This window comes from Vibrio gazogenes (assembly GCF_002196515.1).
GTDB lineage: Bacteria > Pseudomonadota > Gammaproteobacteria > Enterobacterales > Vibrionaceae > Vibrio > Vibrio gazogenes_A.
Genome location: NZ_CP018835.1, coordinates 1,779,437 through 1,796,891 on the forward strand (window position 1 = coordinate 1,779,437; position 17,455 = coordinate 1,796,891).

Genomic DNA, 17,455 nt, shown 5'->3' on the forward strand with positions numbered 1-17,455 from the left:
GTTAACTGTGAGTATATCCAGTATTCTGATAAATGAAAAGTGAATCTTTCAAACCCAGTCTTTGAAAGACTTAGAATATAAAAATATCGACCCAGATATAAAGTGACATAAGAATCGAGAGTAACACGGCGGCAGAGCCCATATCCTTGGCCTGTCCCGCCAGTTGGTGGTGCTCAGTGCCGATGCGATCGACAACAGCCTCAATCGCACTATTTAAAAGCTCAACGATCAAAACCACCAGCAACGAACCAATGAGCAGTAAGCGCTCGATTTGGGTGACCTCTGCGAACAAGGCGATGGGTATCAGGATCAGACATACAATCAGCTCTTCCCGAAAAGCCGCTTCACCAATGATCGCGGCACGAATGCCCTGATAGGAATATTTCGCTGCGTTCAATATACGTGTTAAACCTTGAGCTGGTTTCTGTTGCATAGATTTTTCCGATTAATGAATGTGAATAGGGACATCTGGACAAACAGAGAGAATCCTATCACGACGGTGGCAGAGAACAGTAGTAGTACACAAAAATAGTCGTGAGTAGTAAAAGGTTGCCCCTGTTTCTGTTATTCTAAGCCACATTCCGGTGGCCAGAACGATATCATTCATGTTGTGACAATCTGGCCCCAATTTCGTTATTCATTCTTGAGAGTCCGAGCTTTTATGTCAGTCCGACAATCAGTATCACGTTCGCTATTAACCATCCCTGTTTCTGTTTTGACCAAGAGTTCGGTTGTTCCAGCCGATCCCATCGCTGATCATAATATTGACCTGGAAAAACCCATCGTCTACGCACTCCCATTTCAATCGACTGTTGATCTGCTGACCTTAAAACAGCAAACGGAGAAACTAGGACTACCGGATCCATTTCAACCGTTGGAAATCGATGGTAAAAAACTCACACGTTATATTTTTATTGCCTCCCGGCCAACCCTGATTCGCAATGATGATGATGTACCTTACGGCTCCGTGACTCAGTTCACTGAGTTACTTGCATTACATCAAGCCAATCCTGAGCTTGATATTCAGCTACTGCCGACCTCCGTCCTGTGGGGCAGAAAACCCGGCAAAGAAAATCAGAGCAAAGCTTATCTGGAACCCATGAACGGGCCACAAAAGGCCAAGGCGGTATTGCTGTCCGGCAGAGATTGCTTAGTGCGTTTCAGTCCGGTGGTTTCTCTGCGCTATATGGCAGACAGCCATGGCACGGATGCCGCTATCGCCCATAAAGTTGCGCGGGTCGCCCGGATTCATTTTTCACGCCAGAAACTGGCCGCCTCAGGGCCGCAACTGCCGGAGCGTGAAGTATTATTGCAACGGTTGATGCAATCCCAAGCCATTCGCCATGCAATTAATGACGAAGTCAAAACCAAAAATATTTCGCAGAAAAAAGCGCAAAAAGAAGCACTGAAAATATTAGATGAGATTGCAGCAAACTTCTCTTATTCTCTTGTGCGCAAAAGTGATCGCTTGCTGAAATGGCTCTGGAACCGGATTTATCAAGGGATCAATGTGCACAATGCGGCACGTGTCCGCCGTCTGGCTCAAGATGGCCATGAAATTGTGTATGTGCCCTGCCACCGGAGTCACATGGACTATCTGTTACTGTCTTATGTGCTCTATCATGAAGGAATGGTACCTCCTCATATCGCTGCGGGCCTGAATCTGAACTTTTTCCCGGCGGGGCCGTTGTTCCGTCGTGGCGGGGCGTTTTTTATCCGCCGTAGTTTTAAAGGCAACAAGCTTTATTCGACGATTTTCCGCGAATATCTGGCTGACTTGTTCGCAAAAGGATATTCCGTTGAGTATTTCAGTGAGGGGGGACGCTCACGGACCGGACGCCTACTGCCCGCCAAGACCGGGATGCTGGCAATGACGATTCAAGCCATGTTAAGAGGTCTCAACCGTCCGGTCACTTTAGTTCCCGTGTACATTGGCTATGAGCATGTCATGGAAGTTTCGACCTATGCCAAAGAGCTGCGCGGTAAGCAGAAAGAAAAAGAAAATGCGGGTCTGGTGATCCGAACCATTCGTAAGCTGAAGAACTTTGGTCAGGGATATGTCAACTTTGGCGAACCAATCTTGCTCAATCAGTTTTTGAATGAGCAAGTTCCCGACTGGACGAAAGATATTGATCGGGTTGGCAACAGTCGTCCCCAGTGGATCACACCGCTTGTCAATCAACTGGCAACCCGGGTGATGACCCGTGTCAATGATGCGGCGGCAGCAAATGCCATGACGCTATGTGCAACCGCCCTGCTCGCTTCTCGTCAGCGTGCACTTGCCCGGGAAAACTTGATCAAACAGATCGACTGTTATCTTGATCTGCTGCGCAATGTGCCTTATTCAGAAACAATGACCGTTCCGCTAGATAGTGCGCAGGCACTGGTGGAGCATGCGACATCGCTCGATAAGTTTTTGATCGAATCCGACAGTATTGGTGAAATCATCTCTCTGGATCGTCACCAATCGATTCTGATGACTTACTACCGCAATAATATTATTCATCTGCTGGCTTTGCCGTCACTGATTGCCCAGATACTGGTGAGTCATCAATCGCTATCACTCGATACGCTGCGCAGTTATGTGGCGCTTATCTATCCATTCATTCAGCAAGAGTTGTTCCTGAGTTTTGAGCCGGAAGCGCTCAACGATCATATTGATGCTTATCTGCGCGAATTGCAGCGTCAGGAGTTAATCCAATGTGAAGATGACACGGTGTCAATCAATCCAGCCAAAACTCAGGTGTTAATCTTACTCGGCAGAACGATTTCCGAAACACTACAGCGTTACGCAATTACGTTAAATTTACTGGTCTCAACACCGGAGATGACGAAAAGCGAACTCGAAAAAAATAGTCAGGAAATCGCCCGTCGTCTCGGACGGCTCCATGGAATTAATGCACCGGAGTTTTTTGATAAAGGTGTATTTACGGCCTTAATGACCACGCTGAAACAGCAAGACTATCTCAATCATGATCAGCAACTCTGTGCGGAAAAATGTCAGCAATTGTCTGAACTGATGTTCACCTTGCTCTATCCTGAAATCCGCTTAACGATTAGAGAGAGTATTTATCTGATTGAGTAACGTTTGTCCCGGCTTTGTTGGGTAAACAGCATTGAATCAAACGCAAACGCAGCAGCTTTGGTTTATTCAGGTAAAAGAAACGGCATCATTTGATGCCGTTTTTCTTGCCACGCTGCATTTACGGCTTAATGGGACCACATGGAAATCAGCAGACCCGCAGTAACCACCATGCCGACATAGTTGTTGTTCAGAAATGCTTGTAGGCACTGAGTTCGCTGACGGTGCCGGATTAAATGTTGTTGATAAACAAATAATCCACTCACAATCAGTAAACTCCAATAAAACGCAGCGCTCAACTGATACATCACACCGACACCAATTAGCATTAGTAACGTGATCAGTTGGAGTGTGCCAATAATCAGCTTATCAAAGCGGCCAAACAGAACCGCTGTTGACTTCACGCCGATCTTTAAATCATCTTCCCGATCGGTCATCGCATACTGCGTATCATAAGCCACCGTCCAGACAGAATTAATCAGAAAAATAAACCAGACCACGCCCGGTAAACTATTTGACTGTGCCGCCCAAGCCATCGGAATCGCCCAGCTAAAAGCCAGTGCCAAAAAAACCTGCGGTAAATGTGTATAACGTTTCATGAAAGGATAAATAAACGCCAACACAATCGCAGCAAAGGAGAGTTGAATGGTGAGTTTGTTCATCGTCAGAACCAGCGCAAACGAGAACAACGACAAAATCAGAAATAAACCGACCGCCTCTTTCTCGGTCACAAGGCCAGCCGGTAAGGGACGCATTTGTGTTCGTTGAACATGCCCGTCAACATGACGATCCGCAAAGTCGTTAATCACACAGCCGGCTGACCGCATGAAGACGACTCCAAGAACAAAAACAAACAGAACGTTCAGATCCGGAATGCCTTCGGCAGCAAGAATCAATGCCCATAACGTCGGCCATAACAACAGCAAAGAGCCAATTGGGCGATCCATTCGCATCAATTGCCAGTATGCTTTTGCCTTTGATACAGTCATTCTTCGTTCTCCTTCACATACACGGGGGCATCTGGTAAAAATAGCTCAGTGACAAGCATCGGTTGACGTGCCATCCATAGCCTTGAGCGACGCGCCCACAATACGCCATCTTCAGTGTCTACTTTTGCGACCTGTAACGCATCTCGTTGAACATCCTCAGATTGAAACACAAAATCCCCCAGTGAACTTGCTCCCAATTGAAAGAGGCGATTCGATAAGTCACTCTTGTCCAACTGCGGAATCAGCGTATGACCAATCACCCATGGTGTGTTGTCACCCGACAGTAACACCTGACGCACCAGACATCGTTGTGGAGAAGACAACAAGCTCTGTTCTTGTACAGAAAACCACGCGGTATCTTCCCAGTCATGCCGGAGTACATCAACGGATAGAGACTGGCAATAGTTTTTCATCAACAGAGAAAGCGATCCCTGTTCTTGTAACCATTGTCTAATCTTTGGCGTCGGAAAATAAAAACTTTCGCATTCTTGCCAGATTATCTGGTTTAATAGCGGTAGATAAGGCGAAACTGATTGATACATACTACTATTTTTATGTGAATGCCTTTGTGATTGCATAATGTCCTGATTAGGATATTGTTTTGAAGCGAATGTCGAAGGCTGTCAGCTTTGTTATCAATGGGTAAACTATTGTAACAAGATCAGAGCGATTCGAATATCATCAACCTTTGTCAGATTATAACATTATTATGCTGAAACGTTATTTAGCCCTCATCATTCTCATGACAGGCCTGTTCTCTGTCTCGCTTAGCTATGCAGCTGAGGATTCAGGTGCGCCTAAGCTTGCCTACTTTACGCTGGAACCTGATCTAACCACCAATTTCTTTACCAAAGGGAAAGAGCTTGGCTACATTCAAGTTCGTATCGAGATTATGGTCGCCAGTGCTTCAGATCTACCGATCATCGAAAAACATCAGCCACTGATTCGCGATACAGTCGTCGAGCTGATGGGGAAACAGACTGAGGATACGATTCGCTCTCTTGCGGGTAGAGAAGATCTGAGAAAGATGTTGGTGAAAAAAATCAACGATTTGCTTTTACCGGAAACAGGGCGTTCCATCATCGCTGATTTACTATTTACTAAATATATTTATCAATAACCTAAAAAAGGCCGTCTGCGAAGAAGAGACAGCCAGCCTGTCCGGCACAATCCGGGGTGTTTCATCTATCTTATGCGTTTGCCGGAGCTCGTTTCGCTTCGTACAGTCCGAGTCCCATTCCAATCAACAATCCAGCCACGTGTGCACTATTGGCAATTGGCATAAAGGGTTGCACAAAAGCAATCACTAACCAGATTAGCATGAAACCAAGTAACGGTTTCTGAATGGATAACCCAAGCTCAGGTCGCTTCCAGCCGATCATCCAAATAAAACCGACTAACGCATAAACCACACCAGATAGCCCTCCAAACCCCGGACCATCACTCCAATATTGTACGATCCCTGAACCGGCCGAAGACAACACCAGTAGATTCGCCAATTTCCAGGCGCCCAAGCGTTTTTCGAGATCGCCCCCCAGATACCACCACCACAACAGATTAAAAATAATATGGAGTATCGAAAAATGCAGAAAAGCCGGTGTAACCCAACGCCAGATTTGCCAAACCCCAGTTTGAGAAGTGGGAAAATGGAGCAGATTAAACATTGTTTGCTGCAATCCAAACATCTGAAGCACAAAAACAACGATACATACGAAGCACACGCTCAATGTCATATAACCGGCTTTGGCGTAAAACAGTTGTAAAACACTCGGTGAGCGGTAACGAAATAAGGGTTTTTGCTTGCCGTCGGTTTGCCAAGATGCCGCGCTATATTTCGGATCTTCCGGATGTGCTAAAAACTGCTTCAGTTCGATTTCAACTTCATCCAAGTTTTCATCTTTAACTAACCATAAACAGAACGTTGCTTCTAAGTCCGGTGACATCACAATGTCTATATGCTTTAAAGCCATATAATCAATGAATGCCTGCCCCAAACGAGGATTATCGATCGTAATCAGACGTATCATATCTCTGTCTCTTCTTCGTCGAATAGTAGTAGGACATTGGATGATTCACAACGTCATTTGATGCGCTCACCACCGCCATGGAGAGCCCTGATGTTATGACAACGATGAGACTGGTAAATTCGCCCGATGCCAAGCCTCAAAACCACCATCAATGCTATATACCGCTTCAAACCCCTGATTAATCAAATACTGTGCTGCGCCCTGGCTACTGACACCGTGATAACACATCACAAGCACTGGGGTCTCATAATCCACGTCGGCCATAAACTGATTGATCGTATCGTTGGTCAAGTGAAACGCAGCTTCAGCGTGTGCCACGGCAAACGACTGGGGATCGCGAATATCGACTAACGTTGCGCCCTGCTCTTGCATCATGCTCAGCGCACCCTGAACATCAATATGTTGAAATTGCTCCATGATTTATCACTCCCGCACTCTATCGGTGAACACTATTGTAACCTATTCAGGTCCTATCGATACAATCGAATCACAAGGGTTATCCGTGATTGATCATTTTTGCACCATCAGTGGATAAAGCTGTGAATAGTGTTGATAAAGTAGTCACAGCGAAAATGATCCACAATATGTAGTGATGATCTTTATTTTATTGTGTGTAAATCTTTTGATATCCCCAAGCTGAACAATCTGTTCAGCGCTTGGTAATGACGTCTCATACACCGAAAGTCAATCATTTAAACACAGACTTATCCACAGGCTGACATTGACAGAGCTGCACTGGTTTGGATCAAAAATAAAAACCGGGATCGCTGGGATCCCGGTTTCTGAATTTGTTCTCGCTGAGAAAAACGGATGGCTACATTTCTCCGACAGCATCCTTAAGTTTCTTCATGGCATTTTTTTCCAGCTGACGAATACGCTCAGCGGATACACCATAATTATCGGCCAAATCTTGTAACGTTGCTTTGGGTTCATTCAACCAACGAGACCGGACAATATGCTGGCTACGCTCATCCAAACTCGATATCGCTAACGACAGACGATGATTGGTATGCTGTTCCCAGTTGGTGCTTTCCAGATTTTCAGCAACATCAGAGTTTTTATCTTCGAGATAAAGGACCGGTGCCGACGCTGCATTTCCTTCGTCGTCATCAACAGACATATCAAAGGTCGCATCCTGAGCCGCCAAGCGAGATTCCATCTCCCGGACATCTGACGGTTCAACACCTAACTCTTTCGCAACCGTTTCAACTTCACTATGGTTGAACCAACCAAGACGCTTTTTCGATTTTCTTAAATTAAAGAAAAGTTTCCGTTGCGCTTTCGTTGTCGCGATTTTAACAATACGCCAGTTGCGAAGGACGTATTCATGAATTTCAGCTTTAATCCAGTGCACAGCAAAGGAGACCAGACGAACACCAACTTCAGGATTGAAGCGCTTGACCGCTTTCATCAAGCCGATATTGCCTTCCTGAACCAGATCTGCCATTGGCAATCCATAACCGGAATAACCACGAGCAATATGAACAACGAAACGAAGATGCGACAGAATTAACCCTTTCGCGGCTTCAATTTCACCTTTGTAATGTAATCGTTCCGCAAGCTCATGTTCTTCTTCTGCACTCAGCATCGGATAACTATTCACAGAACGGATATAGCTGTCCAGGCTATCTTGTGTCACAACTGCCATTGGATACGTATGGTTTGTCATTCAATTCCTCATCAATTTCTGATTAAGAGTGTACTCAACCTATTATGTGGGACTCTATCATCTTGTTGCTTACGAGTTAAGTCCAACAGATACAGATAAACAATTTTCTATCGGAAGTCAAGATCCCACTTTCACTCACAGTGAACCTCAGGAGATAAGACACATCTTTTCTACACAGGTTCAATTTCTTTCAAATGTCGTTGTGCAGATAACTTCGCTGCGATACAGCTGAGTAATGTACCGACCATCAGGAGTAACAAGGATTCATCCCAACCTAACCCTAAAAGACGGAACTGGCTATCGTAGAGTGTTGCAAGCTGACTCACTGCACCATTAAACAATATAGTCAGAAAAGCGGTAAATAACCATGCACTGAGTGAACCGAGCAAACCAAACCACATGCCGGCGTATAAATAAGGACGCAGAATAAATACATCTGTCGCCCCGATGAGTTTCATCGTTTGAATTTCTTCTTTGTTGGCTAACACATTAAAACGTAGTGTATTCCCGACAATTAAGAAAACAGCGGCAAACATCAGCAGTGACAAACTCACGACAACCATTGTTGCCAGATGTTTGATCGCATCCAAGCGAGTCAGCCAATCTTCATCAAGGCGTACATCCGTCACATTCTGCTCATGCTGAAGGCTTTCAGCTAACTGCTTCACTTCGGATTGATTGCTCACCGCAGGCGTAATCACGATCACCCCGGGTAATGCATAATCATCCAGCAGACTGATCGCTTGCTCAAACCCCGCATGTTGGCTCATCTCGGCCAACCCTTGTTGCGGAGAAATGTATTCAACCTTCTGAACACTTGGGCGCACTTCTATTTCATCTTTCAGCACCATCACCCGAGCTTCTGGTGTCCCTTCTTCAAGATAAACGCTGATTTGTGAAGGCGTGGCGACATGGCTGGCAACCGAGGCAACATTTTTACTTAACAGGTATAGACAGGCAGGCATGGTTAACGCCATCGAGATAACCGCCAGTGTCAGTAAGTTGCCCATCGGTCGCTGCTGCCAAAGCGCCAGAAAAGACAACTTAGCTTGCTTGTAATGTATTGCCAGAAAGTGATCGCGAGGCGGACGCTTTTGTTCTCGTTTTTTCTTTGCGTTGGAGGTGCGTTTGTTGTTCGGCTTAGTGGCCATAATCTTCAACCTCACTTAAGAACCCCTGGTTTAACTCGAGATGACGATACATCGGACGGGAGTTAACTAGGTTAATATCATGCGTAGCAAGAAGGATTGTCACACCTGCACGGTTGAATTCCTCAAACAAGCGAAGAATCCGGTTGGATAAATCCGGGTCGAGATTACCGGTCGGTTCATCAGCCAGTAGCAAGGTCGGTCGATTCACGACTGCCCTAGCGATACCGACGCGCTGCTGTTCCCCGCCGGAAAGCTGACTCGGTAGGCAACGCGTTTTATCCAGAAGCCCGGTTTTATCCAAAGCTGCTGAAACTCGTCTTTTGATCTCATTTTCAGAGATCGATTCAATGCGCATCGGGAGTGCGACATTATCGAACACGCTGCGATCCATCAACAACCGATGTTCTTGAAAGACAATCCCGATATTTCGCCGTAAAAACGGAATATCAGGGTTCGGAATACGCGTGATATCGTGTCCGTTAAAATGGATTCGCCCGTCAGTTGGCCGTTCGATAGCACAAATCAATTTCAGTAATGTACTTTTCCCGGCACCTGAATGCCCACCAACAAATGCCATTTCCCCACGACGGAGGTGGAAGTCGACTTTTTGTAAGGCTTGTCGTCCCCCTCGATAGGCTTTACTCACTTGCTGAAATCTGATCACTCGCTATCCCCTTCCTCAAGCATAATCCATGTTTGTTGCCCGTCTATAGACTTTCTGACTACAGTCAGGTTTGCAGCATCGTCCGTTGTAAACGCCACCGGTTTCACGATCATTGGTTTCATGATCACAGGTTTCAGGCATGACCAACGCGATTGATCTCACGGTGGCTATTCATCCCGACTGAACAATGCTTCGATAAACTCTTCCGTTTGGAAAGGCCGTAAATCATTAATGCCTTCTCCGACACCAATAAAGCGAATTGGGATTTTAAACTGATCAGCAATCGCAAAAATTACCCCACCTTTAGCCGTTCCATCAAGTTTTGTCAGGGTAATCCCCGTCACTGGCGCAACTTCACTGAAGAGTTTGGCTTGGCTGATCGCATTCTGGCCAGTACCGGCATCTAAGGTCAGCATGATTTCATGCGGCGCAGACTCATCAAGCTTCTTCATAACGCGTACAATTTTGCGTAACTCTTCCATCAGATTACCTTTATTTTGTAATCGTCCGGCAGTATCAGCAATGACCACATCGATCCCCCGAGCCTTAGCAGCTTCAATGGTATCGTAAATCACGGAGGCACTGTCAGCACCAGTATGCTGGGCAATCACTGGTACTTGATTGCGTTCTCCCCAGATTTGCAATTGCTCAACGGCAGCGGCCCGGAATGTATCACCGGCAGCAAGCATGACCTTTTTGCCCTGCATCTGGTATTGTTTCGCCAGCTTACCGATTGTGGTGGTTTTCCCCACCCCATTCACACCGACCATCAGAATCACGTAAGGCGTTTTCTGTTCATCAATCACTAAAGGCTGCTCGACATGAGAGAGAATTTCTCCCATTTCTTCTTTCAGCAAACCGTATAATGCTTCACCGTCTTTTAACTGTTGGCGATTGGCTTTTTCTGTCAGGTTGTTAATGATCTTAACCGTTGTATCCATACCGACATCGGCGACTAGCAACTGTTCTTCAAGTTCTTCGAAAAGATCTTCATCGATCTTTTTCCCTTTGAATAAACCAAAAAATCCAGCACCGATGTTGGCTTTAGTCCGGCTCAGGCTTCTTTTTAAACGCGCAAAAAATCCTTCAGTCGGTTTTTCCTGTTCAGCAACTCTCACGGGTTGAGACGCTTCCGGGACAGGATCTGCGTGACTCTCGTCATCCGGTTCCGGGATACGATCCGTTTCAACCTCAGTTTGATGCTCAGGCAATTCCGCAGCTTCACTGACCGCGTTTTCCTCTGTCGGCGCAACCTCAGCCAAAGATTCGTCCGCTTCAAGGACCGCCTCTTCGACATCACTTTCGGTCGTTGTTTCAGTCAGATCATTTTTTTCATTGGGAGTCTCATCATCACCAAAACCAAGCCATGACAGCAGGCCACGCTTCTTTTTTTCTGTCATCTGGAAATATCCTAGATTTATTCATCGGTTCAAAACGTTATAATACCAGTTCTACTGATGACGTCATTGGTATCATACTTTTCTCAGAATATTGATATGCTCAGGAAAAGAAAAATGACAAAGCCGTGAAAAATCTAAACTCAGGCTGTTAAACTTCATCATGCTTCAATTCGTACCTTCACCCGTCTGCAACAAAACAGGCCGGGCGGCTATATTAACACTTTATTTTCGGTCAAAAAATCATGGGAAAACATCGTCAGCCAAACCAGTCACAAAAAAGAGACAAATCAGGCTTTATTCGGATTATTAGTGGATTGTGGAAAGGCCGAAAACTGCCGGTTCATGATGCCGAAGGCCTCAGACCCACCACAGACAGAGTCAAAGAAACCCTGTTTAACTGGCTGGCGACCGATATCCCTCAGGCCCGCTGTCTCGATCTGTTTGCTGGCTCAGGGAGTCTGGGCTTCGAAGCGGCATCACGTCAGGCTGAACAAGTGACCATGATCGAGAAAAACCCGGCCGCATTTCAGCAGCTCAGGAAAAATCAGCAGACGCTGTCAGCAACGCAACTCCAGATCATTCAAAGCGATGCGCTGCTTTATCTCGCTCAAACACCACCAGAAGAGCCCTATGATATTGTGTTTATCGACCCACCGTTCCGACAGGGGCTACTGGAGGAAACACTTCGCTTACTGGAGAGCAAGCAGTGGTTACACGAACAGGCAATGATTTATATCGAGAGTGAAAAAGAATGGCCTGTCACTGACATCCCTGCATCCTGGCAACTCTACCGAGAAAAAAATGCCGGACAAGTTTGTTATCGCTTATACCAAAAAGCCCCTTAAACAGGGGCTTCTCCAATGGCGGGCCTGAAACAGACTCAGCCGCCTGCCACATAACTTTTGATGCCATCCAAAAACATCTGCGTTGAAACCATCACCAAGAGTAATCCCATCAAACGCTCGGCTGCTTTTAAACCTCTTTCTCCTAAAATCCGGTGGAAAAAGTCATAAAACATCAAAATAACGGAAGTGCCGGACCATGCCAGAAAAACAGCCAACGCCAGCTCTGGTAAGTCATTTGGCGATTGTGTAGAAAATACCAATAATGATGCAATCAAAGACGGTCCGGCAATCATCGGAACAGCCATCGGTACGATAAAAGGTTCTTCGCCAGCAGCCAGCCCTGTAATGGAACCAGCACTGGGAAAGATCATTTTGATGGCAATAATAAACAGAATCACACCGCCAGATATACTCAACGTCTCCGGTGCCACTTTCAGGAAACCAAGGATGTTTTTGCCGGCAAACAGGAAAATCATCAGAATGAGTAGTGCAAAACACAATTCCCGGATTAACACGATGCGTCGTCGTTTCGGGTCGAGGTGTTTTAATATCGCAAGCACGATAGGGAGGTTGCCAAGCGGGTCCATGATCAAAAACATCATGGTCGCGACGGAAATAATTTCCATACTTACATCTCAGACGGTTCAATAAAAAACGAAGTATAACAACCTAAAAGCAAGATTTCGACGCCCGAATGAGCACGTCGGAGGGCGCTGTACTCAAGCACGGCCATCCATCAGAAGCACCCCAAAAAATCAACTCAGGCATGCGCTGGTAATATTGCAATCACAAGTAGACACAAAGCGACTAAAAATCCGCTGGTCGTGACTAACGAGAGTTCATTCACCTTTTTTTGACCCGGATAAACCATGACCCGAAAAAACACCACAAACCATAGTGCAGCGCCGACAGAGGCTTCCAGAGCACTCCAACTGCGAGTCTGAAGCCACCAGCTACTGGCAGACCAAATCAGCCCGAGGAGTCCGGTGCCTAAAACAGCGACAACCGTCATTCGTTTATCGATATAAGGCAGGAAAAGCAGATAGAGAACAATACCGAGAGCAATCAAGGTGACCGGCAACCACCACTGGATCGGAGACAAAATATGTTGCCAGAAGGCCAAGCTGAAAGCGATACAGCTCAATAGGAAAGCGGAAAAAGATAAGCGAAATTTAGTTTGTCCGACAAAGGACCAAGTAAAAATCAGACAGCAACATAATGCAACTGAAGTCCAGACGATTGAAGCACGCCACTCTGACGTAAGGCTCCACATCAAAACCAGTAATACTGTGGTACAAATGCCCCCCAAATAAAAAGAGAGTCTGTTTTGGTGACCGACATGGCTTTCCTGCATACAAGCTACCTTCGTGTTGAACAGCTGCTAGTTTATAACCGTTTTATGAGAAATCCACCGATGACGTCAAAAACTTGGATCTGAGTAAAGAAGTAAATCGACCCTGTAGAAAAACAGAAAAATTCGCTAAAAAACCATAAAATTGACAATAAATGAATGAATATCAACTTTTAGCAAAAAAAACAAAATACAGATGCGCAATCAATCCGTTTTCAATGGCATAATTGAAAGCCATTTGAAACAAAATAAACATAAAAAACAATTACTTATAAAACAACTTCCAGTTAAACAAAAAATAAATCCAAACTCAAACATCACAGAATAAAAAACACATCAGACCACTGAAAACTGCCGTTCACGGCATTCAATATGATAACTATTGTCAAACACATCGATAAAGAAGCTATTTTTTTGCTTAAAAAGACCTGTAAAAACCATAGAACCACCTAAACAACCAAAACCAACAAGGCTATATAACCACCACTAAAAAATTATAATATTTTCAATTAAATTCAACGAGTTAAACAACAAAATACATCCAAATATCGATATAGAGCAAATAACCAACAGCCAAAAACAACATTAAAAACCAGCAATAAACCACCATTGGTGCAGTACAAACATATCTTTTCAAAGATTTTACAAAATAAATTTGATCAATCGTGAAAAAGTGATACTCTGTATAAATGTTAACAAATAAATTTTAGGAGCAGTGTGTTATGATCACGCCATCTCAAAAGCAGGGACTTGTCATGATTGCAGTTATTCTCGGCCTTATGACACTGCCTCTGTTTTATTGACATCTTGATAAACAAAAAGGGACGCTAAAAAGCGTCCCTTTTTGTTTATCAAACTATTCATTCAAATAACTTCGCAGATACAAACTCCCAATGAATGTAATAAACACCGAGAGCGATTAACGTCATCACCATCATCACAGAAATAGCGGCACGCCAGATAAAGCGACTACTCCTTGGCATTAACTCTTTCATACACTCGTCATAAGCATCTAAAAATGCTTCACAATCGTCTAGTTGATAATCGGTTTCATGCAGTAATTTGTTGCGCACCGTCGCAATATATCTCAATTTTTTGATGACATTATGCGGTAAGCGGTTTTCACAACTCGAGATCAGTTGATGTAATCCTCGTCCTTCTGCGTGATATTGAACACGAAGGAGATGTTCCAGTTTCCGTGTTCTGATAACAACTTTTTCAATCTCTGACATGGCTATCCCCTCGATTCATCCTGATGCCCAGATAACCTATGATGCTGATGTTATGGCAACAACCAGCGAGTCAATCGGAAACGAGCACATATCCAACTCATCACCAAAGCACCGATATAACTGATTATAATCCATAATGGAATCACCCAAAGTGGATGTCCTGCGAAATTTAGCTCAAAATGATGCATGGGCCATAAAACCAACGGATGAAGAATATATATCCCCAGACTATAGCGGCTGGTAAAACGTACCAATTTCTGCCACATCGGAGATAAACGCTCCCCCCAATGTCGGCACATCACAAAAACCATCCCCGCAATCACAACTGTGTTGATCGTTTTGTAGGAAAGCCAACGCTTGACCGTATACTCTCCCGCATCCATGCTCAGATGAATCACCATATAAGCGGTTATCATCAAGCCGATACTTCCCAGCAGCCCCCAAAGCCAGACATGAATCGCTTTCCGGGACAGATAATATCCGAGCAGCAGATAGCCGGAATAAAGCCACAATGAATAAGACCAGACCCCATTCCAGTAAAACAGATACGCGACGGAGCTGAACAGCCAGAGCAACAGATAGCCTGGCGTAAACCATTCATATCGTCTGACGGCCCAATGAAAGAAAGGGATTAAAGCGTATAGCGGGATAAAATAATAAAAGAATCCAAGATGATAATAGGTTGCTTCATGGGGGATCTCGGAGAGTCGTGCCTTGACATTATCCCAGTCAAAACCCGTCGCATCCCACCCGGATAAATAAGCATAGAAAACGGACCAGATCAGGAACGGAATCACCACTTTCATAACTCTGCGCTGGAGATAGTATTTCCCGTCGAAAGGACGGGCATCATGAATAAGCAGCGCACCAGAAACCATAATAAAGACCGGAACGGCCCACCGGCTGACACTATTCAGGCCGGCAGCGACCACCCAGTGATCAAAAGGAATCACACCATATTGATGACGAAATGGTCCCAAGACATGAATACCGACAACAAACAGTGCAGCCAAAGAACGCAGTAAATCGAAATAGAAAACCCGACTGGGACTCATTTTGAATCTCCTCTTATCTCATCGACGACTCTAGCGAGATAGCGCTGTCAGATACAACATTCTATGGTTATCTTTTATTCAAGCTTATGTCAGAAATTTAGATTGATAGGAATTACCAATGGATAAAATCAGCTTAACCAAATTTATTTTATTATTTGGCTGACTTATGATGTACGGGAATTGAACAGAACTCAGCAATAGATGGAGTGTCTTATGAATACGAATGTCATCGGCTTAGACAGTACAACGAGCCAAAAACTTGCAACATCTTTAAATCAACTCCTTGCCAACTATCAGGTATTCTACATGAATGTCAGGGGTTACCACTGGAACATCAAAGGGCCAGAGTTTTTTGAACTGCATACCAAGTTTGAAGAAATCTATACTGATCTGCTCACTAAAATCGATGAAGTTGCTGAGCGTATTCTGACGTTAGGCAGTACACCACTGCATACCTTCAGCGATTATGTATCGTGCTCTGAGATTCAGGAGCATAAACAAGCTTCGCAGGCAAAAACAACAGTTGAAGGGATGGTTCAGGGATTCGGAACACTGGTAAAACAACAACGAGAAATTTTGGGAATTGCTGGTGATGCAAGTGACGAAGGCACCGCAGCATTGATGAGCGATTACATCAGAGAACAAGAAAAACAAATCTGGATGTTTAACGCTTGGCTACAATAAAGTGATTGGTTTTCAAAAACACATATCACACCCAAGCTAAATTCTGAGAACGTTCTATGACTATCGGTCTGAGGGGTCACACGATATATTGAGCATTGTTACTCCAACACAATGCTTCATGGAGTGATTGACTGACTTCCTCAACCGATAGACCGATTTTAGCGCTCTCCGTTTCAATGCCATGCCAGTCGCCTCGTTCAAAATGTTCTTGGATCGTCAGTAGATCGCCAAAAGCACCTTTACGCTTCGCCAGAGCTTCTTTCGCGACTTCGGGTAATGGTAGCTGTTCCATTAAATCATCAATGGAAATATCCAAAATGGCATCGAGCACAGAAAACAGACCAATCATAAATGCCTGCCCTTTCAACTCATTGAAAACGTCATGGGATGACATCAGTTGACAAAAATGGGCACGCTGTAGCGATAATCGATAGAGTTCTTTGGGCTTATCCACGGCAATGTAAGATGCAACCGTCAGAGACACAAAAGACTTGAGTCGATCCTGACCTAAATAGATAAGCGCTTGGCGGAACGAGGAGATGTTGACACAAATGCGATCTGAAAGCGCATTCACAAAACGTAATAGTTTATAAGACAACGTGACATCTTGTGAGAGGATCTCTTCGACTCGTTCAAAATCCACCTCAGGCTGACAGACTTCAATAAATAAATTCATTGCCGTCAGGTATTCTGGAACCACATAGCGCTTTTTCATCACCTGTGGCTTTCTAAAGTAATAACCTTGAAAAAAGGAGAACCCGGCAGCTTTAGTTTGTAGAAATTCTTGTTCCGTTTCTACCCGCTCTGCAAGAAACCGGCACTGATATTTATCAGCAATTTTTTCTCGAACAAACTGACAAGCCTCATCAATCCCCAACGCCATGATATCCAATTTAACAATATGAACATAAGGGAGAAATCGTTCCCACGCTGGCGAATAGACAAAATCATCCAGTGCCAGTAAATAGCCGTGGCGGTGTAAGTCACGGATAACATGGTATAACTCATCGGTCGGTTCACAGGTTTCCAGCACCTCGACAACGATCCGGTGCTTCGGCAGCGTGAAGGGAAGACGGCGAATCAGACTTTTATAGGGGAAATTGATAAAGCAACGCGCCGATCGTCGATCCGATGGACTGCCAACTGTCAGAAAGTTTTCAGCAATTAGACGATAGGTTGCCCGTTCTGAACTAATGTGAGATGGAAAGGCATTCATTTCCCCATCTCGGAAAAGTAACTCATAGCCTAGCGTAACGCCCTTCGCATTGAGGATTGGCTGACGGGCAACATATGTATATCGCATTTT

Annotated in this window: 18 protein-coding genes; 4 read left to right on the forward strand and 14 right to left on the reverse strand. The window is 44.8% G+C overall.

Annotation, left to right across the window (positions count from 1 at the left end; translation table 11 throughout):
• Nucleotides 1–70 precede the first annotated feature (70 nt).
• Entirely contained in the window at nucleotides 71–433 is a 363-nt protein-coding gene (locus BSQ33_RS08015; protein ID WP_088133820.1) for a diacylglycerol kinase, read from the reverse strand.
• A 228-nt stretch (nucleotides 434–661) separates the two neighbouring features.
• Between BSQ33_RS08015 and plsB the strand changes: the two genes are divergently transcribed.
• Complete coding sequence (plsB, locus tag BSQ33_RS08020) at nucleotides 662–3,085, forward strand: glycerol-3-phosphate 1-O-acyltransferase PlsB (protein WP_021021144.1); 2,424 nt, start codon at nucleotides 662–664, stop codon at nucleotides 3,083–3,085.
• 125 nt (nucleotides 3,086–3,210) lie between these two features.
• Here plsB and ubiA read toward each other — a convergent pair whose 3' ends face one another.
• Both ubiA and BSQ33_RS08030 read right to left on the reverse strand, forming a co-directional pair.
• On the reverse strand, nucleotides 3,211–4,071 hold the full coding sequence (gene ubiA / locus BSQ33_RS08025; protein WP_021021145.1) for a 4-hydroxybenzoate octaprenyltransferase: 861 nt from the start codon (nucleotides 4,069–4,071) through the stop codon (nucleotides 3,211–3,213).
• Nucleotides 4,068–4,613: a chorismate lyase gene (locus BSQ33_RS08030; RefSeq protein ID WP_021021146.1), complete on the reverse strand. Its 546-nt coding sequence runs from the start codon at nucleotides 4,611–4,613 to the stop codon at nucleotides 4,068–4,070. Before BSQ33_RS08030 ends, ubiA begins: the two co-directional genes overlap by 4 nt.
• A gap of 167 nt (nucleotides 4,614–4,780) precedes the next feature.
• On the opposite strand from BSQ33_RS08030, the gene BSQ33_RS08035 reads away from it, so the two are divergent.
• Complete coding sequence (locus BSQ33_RS08035) at nucleotides 4,781–5,191, forward strand: flagellar basal body-associated protein FliL (RefSeq protein WP_021021147.1); 411 nt, start codon at nucleotides 4,781–4,783, stop codon at nucleotides 5,189–5,191.
• Between the two features lie 70 nt (nucleotides 5,192–5,261).
• On the opposite strand, the gene glpG is transcribed toward BSQ33_RS08035, so the two are convergent.
• From glpG to ftsY, 6 genes are all read right to left on the reverse strand, one after another.
• Complete coding sequence (glpG, locus tag BSQ33_RS08040) at nucleotides 5,262–6,098, reverse strand: rhomboid family intramembrane serine protease GlpG (RefSeq protein WP_021021148.1); 837 nt, start codon at nucleotides 6,096–6,098, stop codon at nucleotides 5,262–5,264.
• A 93-nt stretch (nucleotides 6,099–6,191) separates the two neighbouring features.
• Nucleotides 6,192–6,515 carry a thiosulfate sulfurtransferase GlpE gene (gene glpE / locus BSQ33_RS08045; protein ID WP_021021149.1) on the reverse strand — a complete coding sequence of 108 codons (324 nt, stop codon included), beginning with the start codon at nucleotides 6,513–6,515 and terminating at the stop codon, nucleotides 6,192–6,194.
• A 397-nt stretch (nucleotides 6,516–6,912) separates the two neighbouring features.
• Nucleotides 6,913–7,767, reverse strand: coding sequence for an RNA polymerase sigma factor RpoH (gene rpoH, locus BSQ33_RS08050; protein WP_021021150.1), 855 nt, complete (start codon nucleotides 7,765–7,767; stop codon nucleotides 6,913–6,915).
• 170 nt (nucleotides 7,768–7,937) lie between these two features.
• Complete coding sequence (gene ftsX / locus BSQ33_RS08055; protein ID WP_021021151.1) at nucleotides 7,938–8,918, reverse strand: permease-like cell division protein FtsX; 981 nt, start codon at nucleotides 8,916–8,918, stop codon at nucleotides 7,938–7,940.
• The gene (ftsE, locus tag BSQ33_RS08060) at nucleotides 8,908–9,582 is read right to left on the reverse strand and encodes a cell division ATP-binding protein FtsE (RefSeq protein ID WP_021021152.1); all 675 of its coding nucleotides are present in this window, start codon (nucleotides 9,580–9,582) and stop codon (nucleotides 8,908–8,910) included. Before ftsE ends, ftsX begins: the two co-directional genes overlap by 11 nt.
• Before the next feature lie 167 nt (nucleotides 9,583–9,749).
• Nucleotides 9,750–10,982, reverse strand: coding sequence for a signal recognition particle-docking protein FtsY (ftsY, locus tag BSQ33_RS08065; protein WP_088133821.1), 1,233 nt, complete (start codon nucleotides 10,980–10,982; stop codon nucleotides 9,750–9,752).
• Nucleotides 10,983–11,224: 242 nt separating this feature from the next.
• Between ftsY and rsmD the strand changes: the two genes are divergently transcribed.
• Nucleotides 11,225–11,827, forward strand: a complete 603-nt coding sequence (gene rsmD, locus BSQ33_RS08070) for a 16S rRNA (guanine(966)-N(2))-methyltransferase RsmD (RefSeq protein WP_088133822.1) — start codon at nucleotides 11,225–11,227, stop codon at nucleotides 11,825–11,827.
• Nucleotides 11,828–11,862: 35 nt separating this feature from the next.
• Here rsmD and BSQ33_RS08075 read toward each other — a convergent pair whose 3' ends face one another.
• The 4 genes from BSQ33_RS08075 to BSQ33_RS08095 form a co-directional block, all read right to left on the reverse strand.
• Nucleotides 11,863–12,453, reverse strand: a complete 591-nt coding sequence (locus BSQ33_RS08075; RefSeq protein WP_021021156.1) for a YhgN family NAAT transporter — start codon at nucleotides 12,451–12,453, stop codon at nucleotides 11,863–11,865.
• Nucleotides 12,454–12,587: 134 nt separating this feature from the next.
• Nucleotides 12,588–13,181, reverse strand: a complete 594-nt coding sequence (locus BSQ33_RS08080; protein ID WP_021021157.1) for a lysoplasmalogenase family protein — start codon at nucleotides 13,179–13,181, stop codon at nucleotides 12,588–12,590.
• 857 nt (nucleotides 13,182–14,038) lie between these two features.
• Entirely contained in the window at nucleotides 14,039–14,410 is a 372-nt protein-coding gene (locus BSQ33_RS08090; protein WP_088133824.1) for a DUF4145 domain-containing protein, read from the reverse strand.
• A gap of 50 nt (nucleotides 14,411–14,460) precedes the next feature.
• On the reverse strand, nucleotides 14,461–15,465 hold the full coding sequence (locus BSQ33_RS08095; RefSeq protein WP_088133825.1) for an acyltransferase: 1,005 nt from the start codon (nucleotides 15,463–15,465) through the stop codon (nucleotides 14,461–14,463).
• A gap of 213 nt (nucleotides 15,466–15,678) precedes the next feature.
• On the opposite strand from BSQ33_RS08095, the gene BSQ33_RS08100 reads away from it, so the two are divergent.
• Nucleotides 15,679–16,149: a Dps family protein gene (locus tag BSQ33_RS08100; protein ID WP_021021161.1), complete on the forward strand. Its 471-nt coding sequence runs from the start codon at nucleotides 15,679–15,681 to the stop codon at nucleotides 16,147–16,149.
• Between the two features lie 76 nt (nucleotides 16,150–16,225).
• Here the strand turns inward: BSQ33_RS08100 and BSQ33_RS08105 are convergent, their stop codons facing one another.
• A complete protein-coding gene (locus BSQ33_RS08105; RefSeq protein ID WP_021021162.1) occupies nucleotides 16,226–17,452 on the reverse strand; it encodes an EAL and HDOD domain-containing protein in 1,227 nt (408 codons plus the stop codon).
• Nucleotides 17,453–17,455 lie beyond the last annotated feature (3 nt).

Excerpts from the sequence above, each read along its gene's own strand:
- glpE (WP_021021149.1), bottom strand. The coding sequence starts at position 6,515 with ATGGAGCAATTTCAACATATTGATGTTCAGGGTGCGCTGAGCATGATG.
- rpoH (WP_021021150.1), bottom strand. The coding sequence starts at position 7,767 with ATGACAAACCATACGTATCCAATGGCAGTTGTGACACAAGATAGCCTG.
- ftsX (WP_021021151.1), bottom strand. The coding sequence starts at position 8,918 with ATGGCCACTAAGCCGAACAACAAACGCACCTCCAACGCAAAGAAAAAA.
- glpG (WP_021021148.1), bottom strand. The coding sequence starts at position 6,098 with ATGATACGTCTGATTACGATCGATAATCCTCGTTTGGGGCAGGCATTC.
- BSQ33_RS08100 (WP_021021161.1), top strand. The coding sequence starts at position 15,679 with ATGAATACGAATGTCATCGGCTTAGACAGTACAACGAGCCAAAAACTT.
- BSQ33_RS08095 (WP_088133825.1), bottom strand. The coding sequence starts at position 15,465 with ATGAGTCCCAGTCGGGTTTTCTATTTCGATTTACTGCGTTCTTTGGCT.
- ftsY (WP_088133821.1), bottom strand. The coding sequence starts at position 10,982 with ATGACAGAAAAAAAGAAGCGTGGCCTGCTGTCATGGCTTGGTTTTGGT.
- BSQ33_RS08075 (WP_021021156.1), bottom strand. The coding sequence starts at position 12,453 with ATGGAAATTATTTCCGTCGCGACCATGATGTTTTTGATCATGGACCCG.
- plsB (WP_021021144.1), top strand. The coding sequence starts at position 662 with ATGTCAGTCCGACAATCAGTATCACGTTCGCTATTAACCATCCCTGTT.
- BSQ33_RS08015 (WP_088133820.1), bottom strand. The coding sequence starts at position 433 with ATGCAACAGAAACCAGCTCAAGGTTTAACACGTATATTGAACGCAGCG.
- BSQ33_RS08035 (WP_021021147.1), top strand. The coding sequence starts at position 4,781 with ATGCTGAAACGTTATTTAGCCCTCATCATTCTCATGACAGGCCTGTTC.
- BSQ33_RS08030 (WP_021021146.1), bottom strand. The coding sequence starts at position 4,613 with ATGTATCAATCAGTTTCGCCTTATCTACCGCTATTAAACCAGATAATC.
- ubiA (WP_021021145.1), bottom strand. The coding sequence starts at position 4,071 with ATGACTGTATCAAAGGCAAAAGCATACTGGCAATTGATGCGAATGGAT.
- BSQ33_RS08080 (WP_021021157.1), bottom strand. The coding sequence starts at position 13,181 with ATGCAGGAAAGCCATGTCGGTCACCAAAACAGACTCTCTTTTTATTTG.
- BSQ33_RS08090 (WP_088133824.1), bottom strand. The coding sequence starts at position 14,410 with ATGTCAGAGATTGAAAAAGTTGTTATCAGAACACGGAAACTGGAACAT.
- BSQ33_RS08105 (WP_021021162.1), bottom strand. The coding sequence starts at position 17,452 with ATGCGATATACATATGTTGCCCGTCAGCCAATCCTCAATGCGAAGGGC.
- rsmD (WP_088133822.1), top strand. The coding sequence starts at position 11,225 with ATGGGAAAACATCGTCAGCCAAACCAGTCACAAAAAAGAGACAAATCA.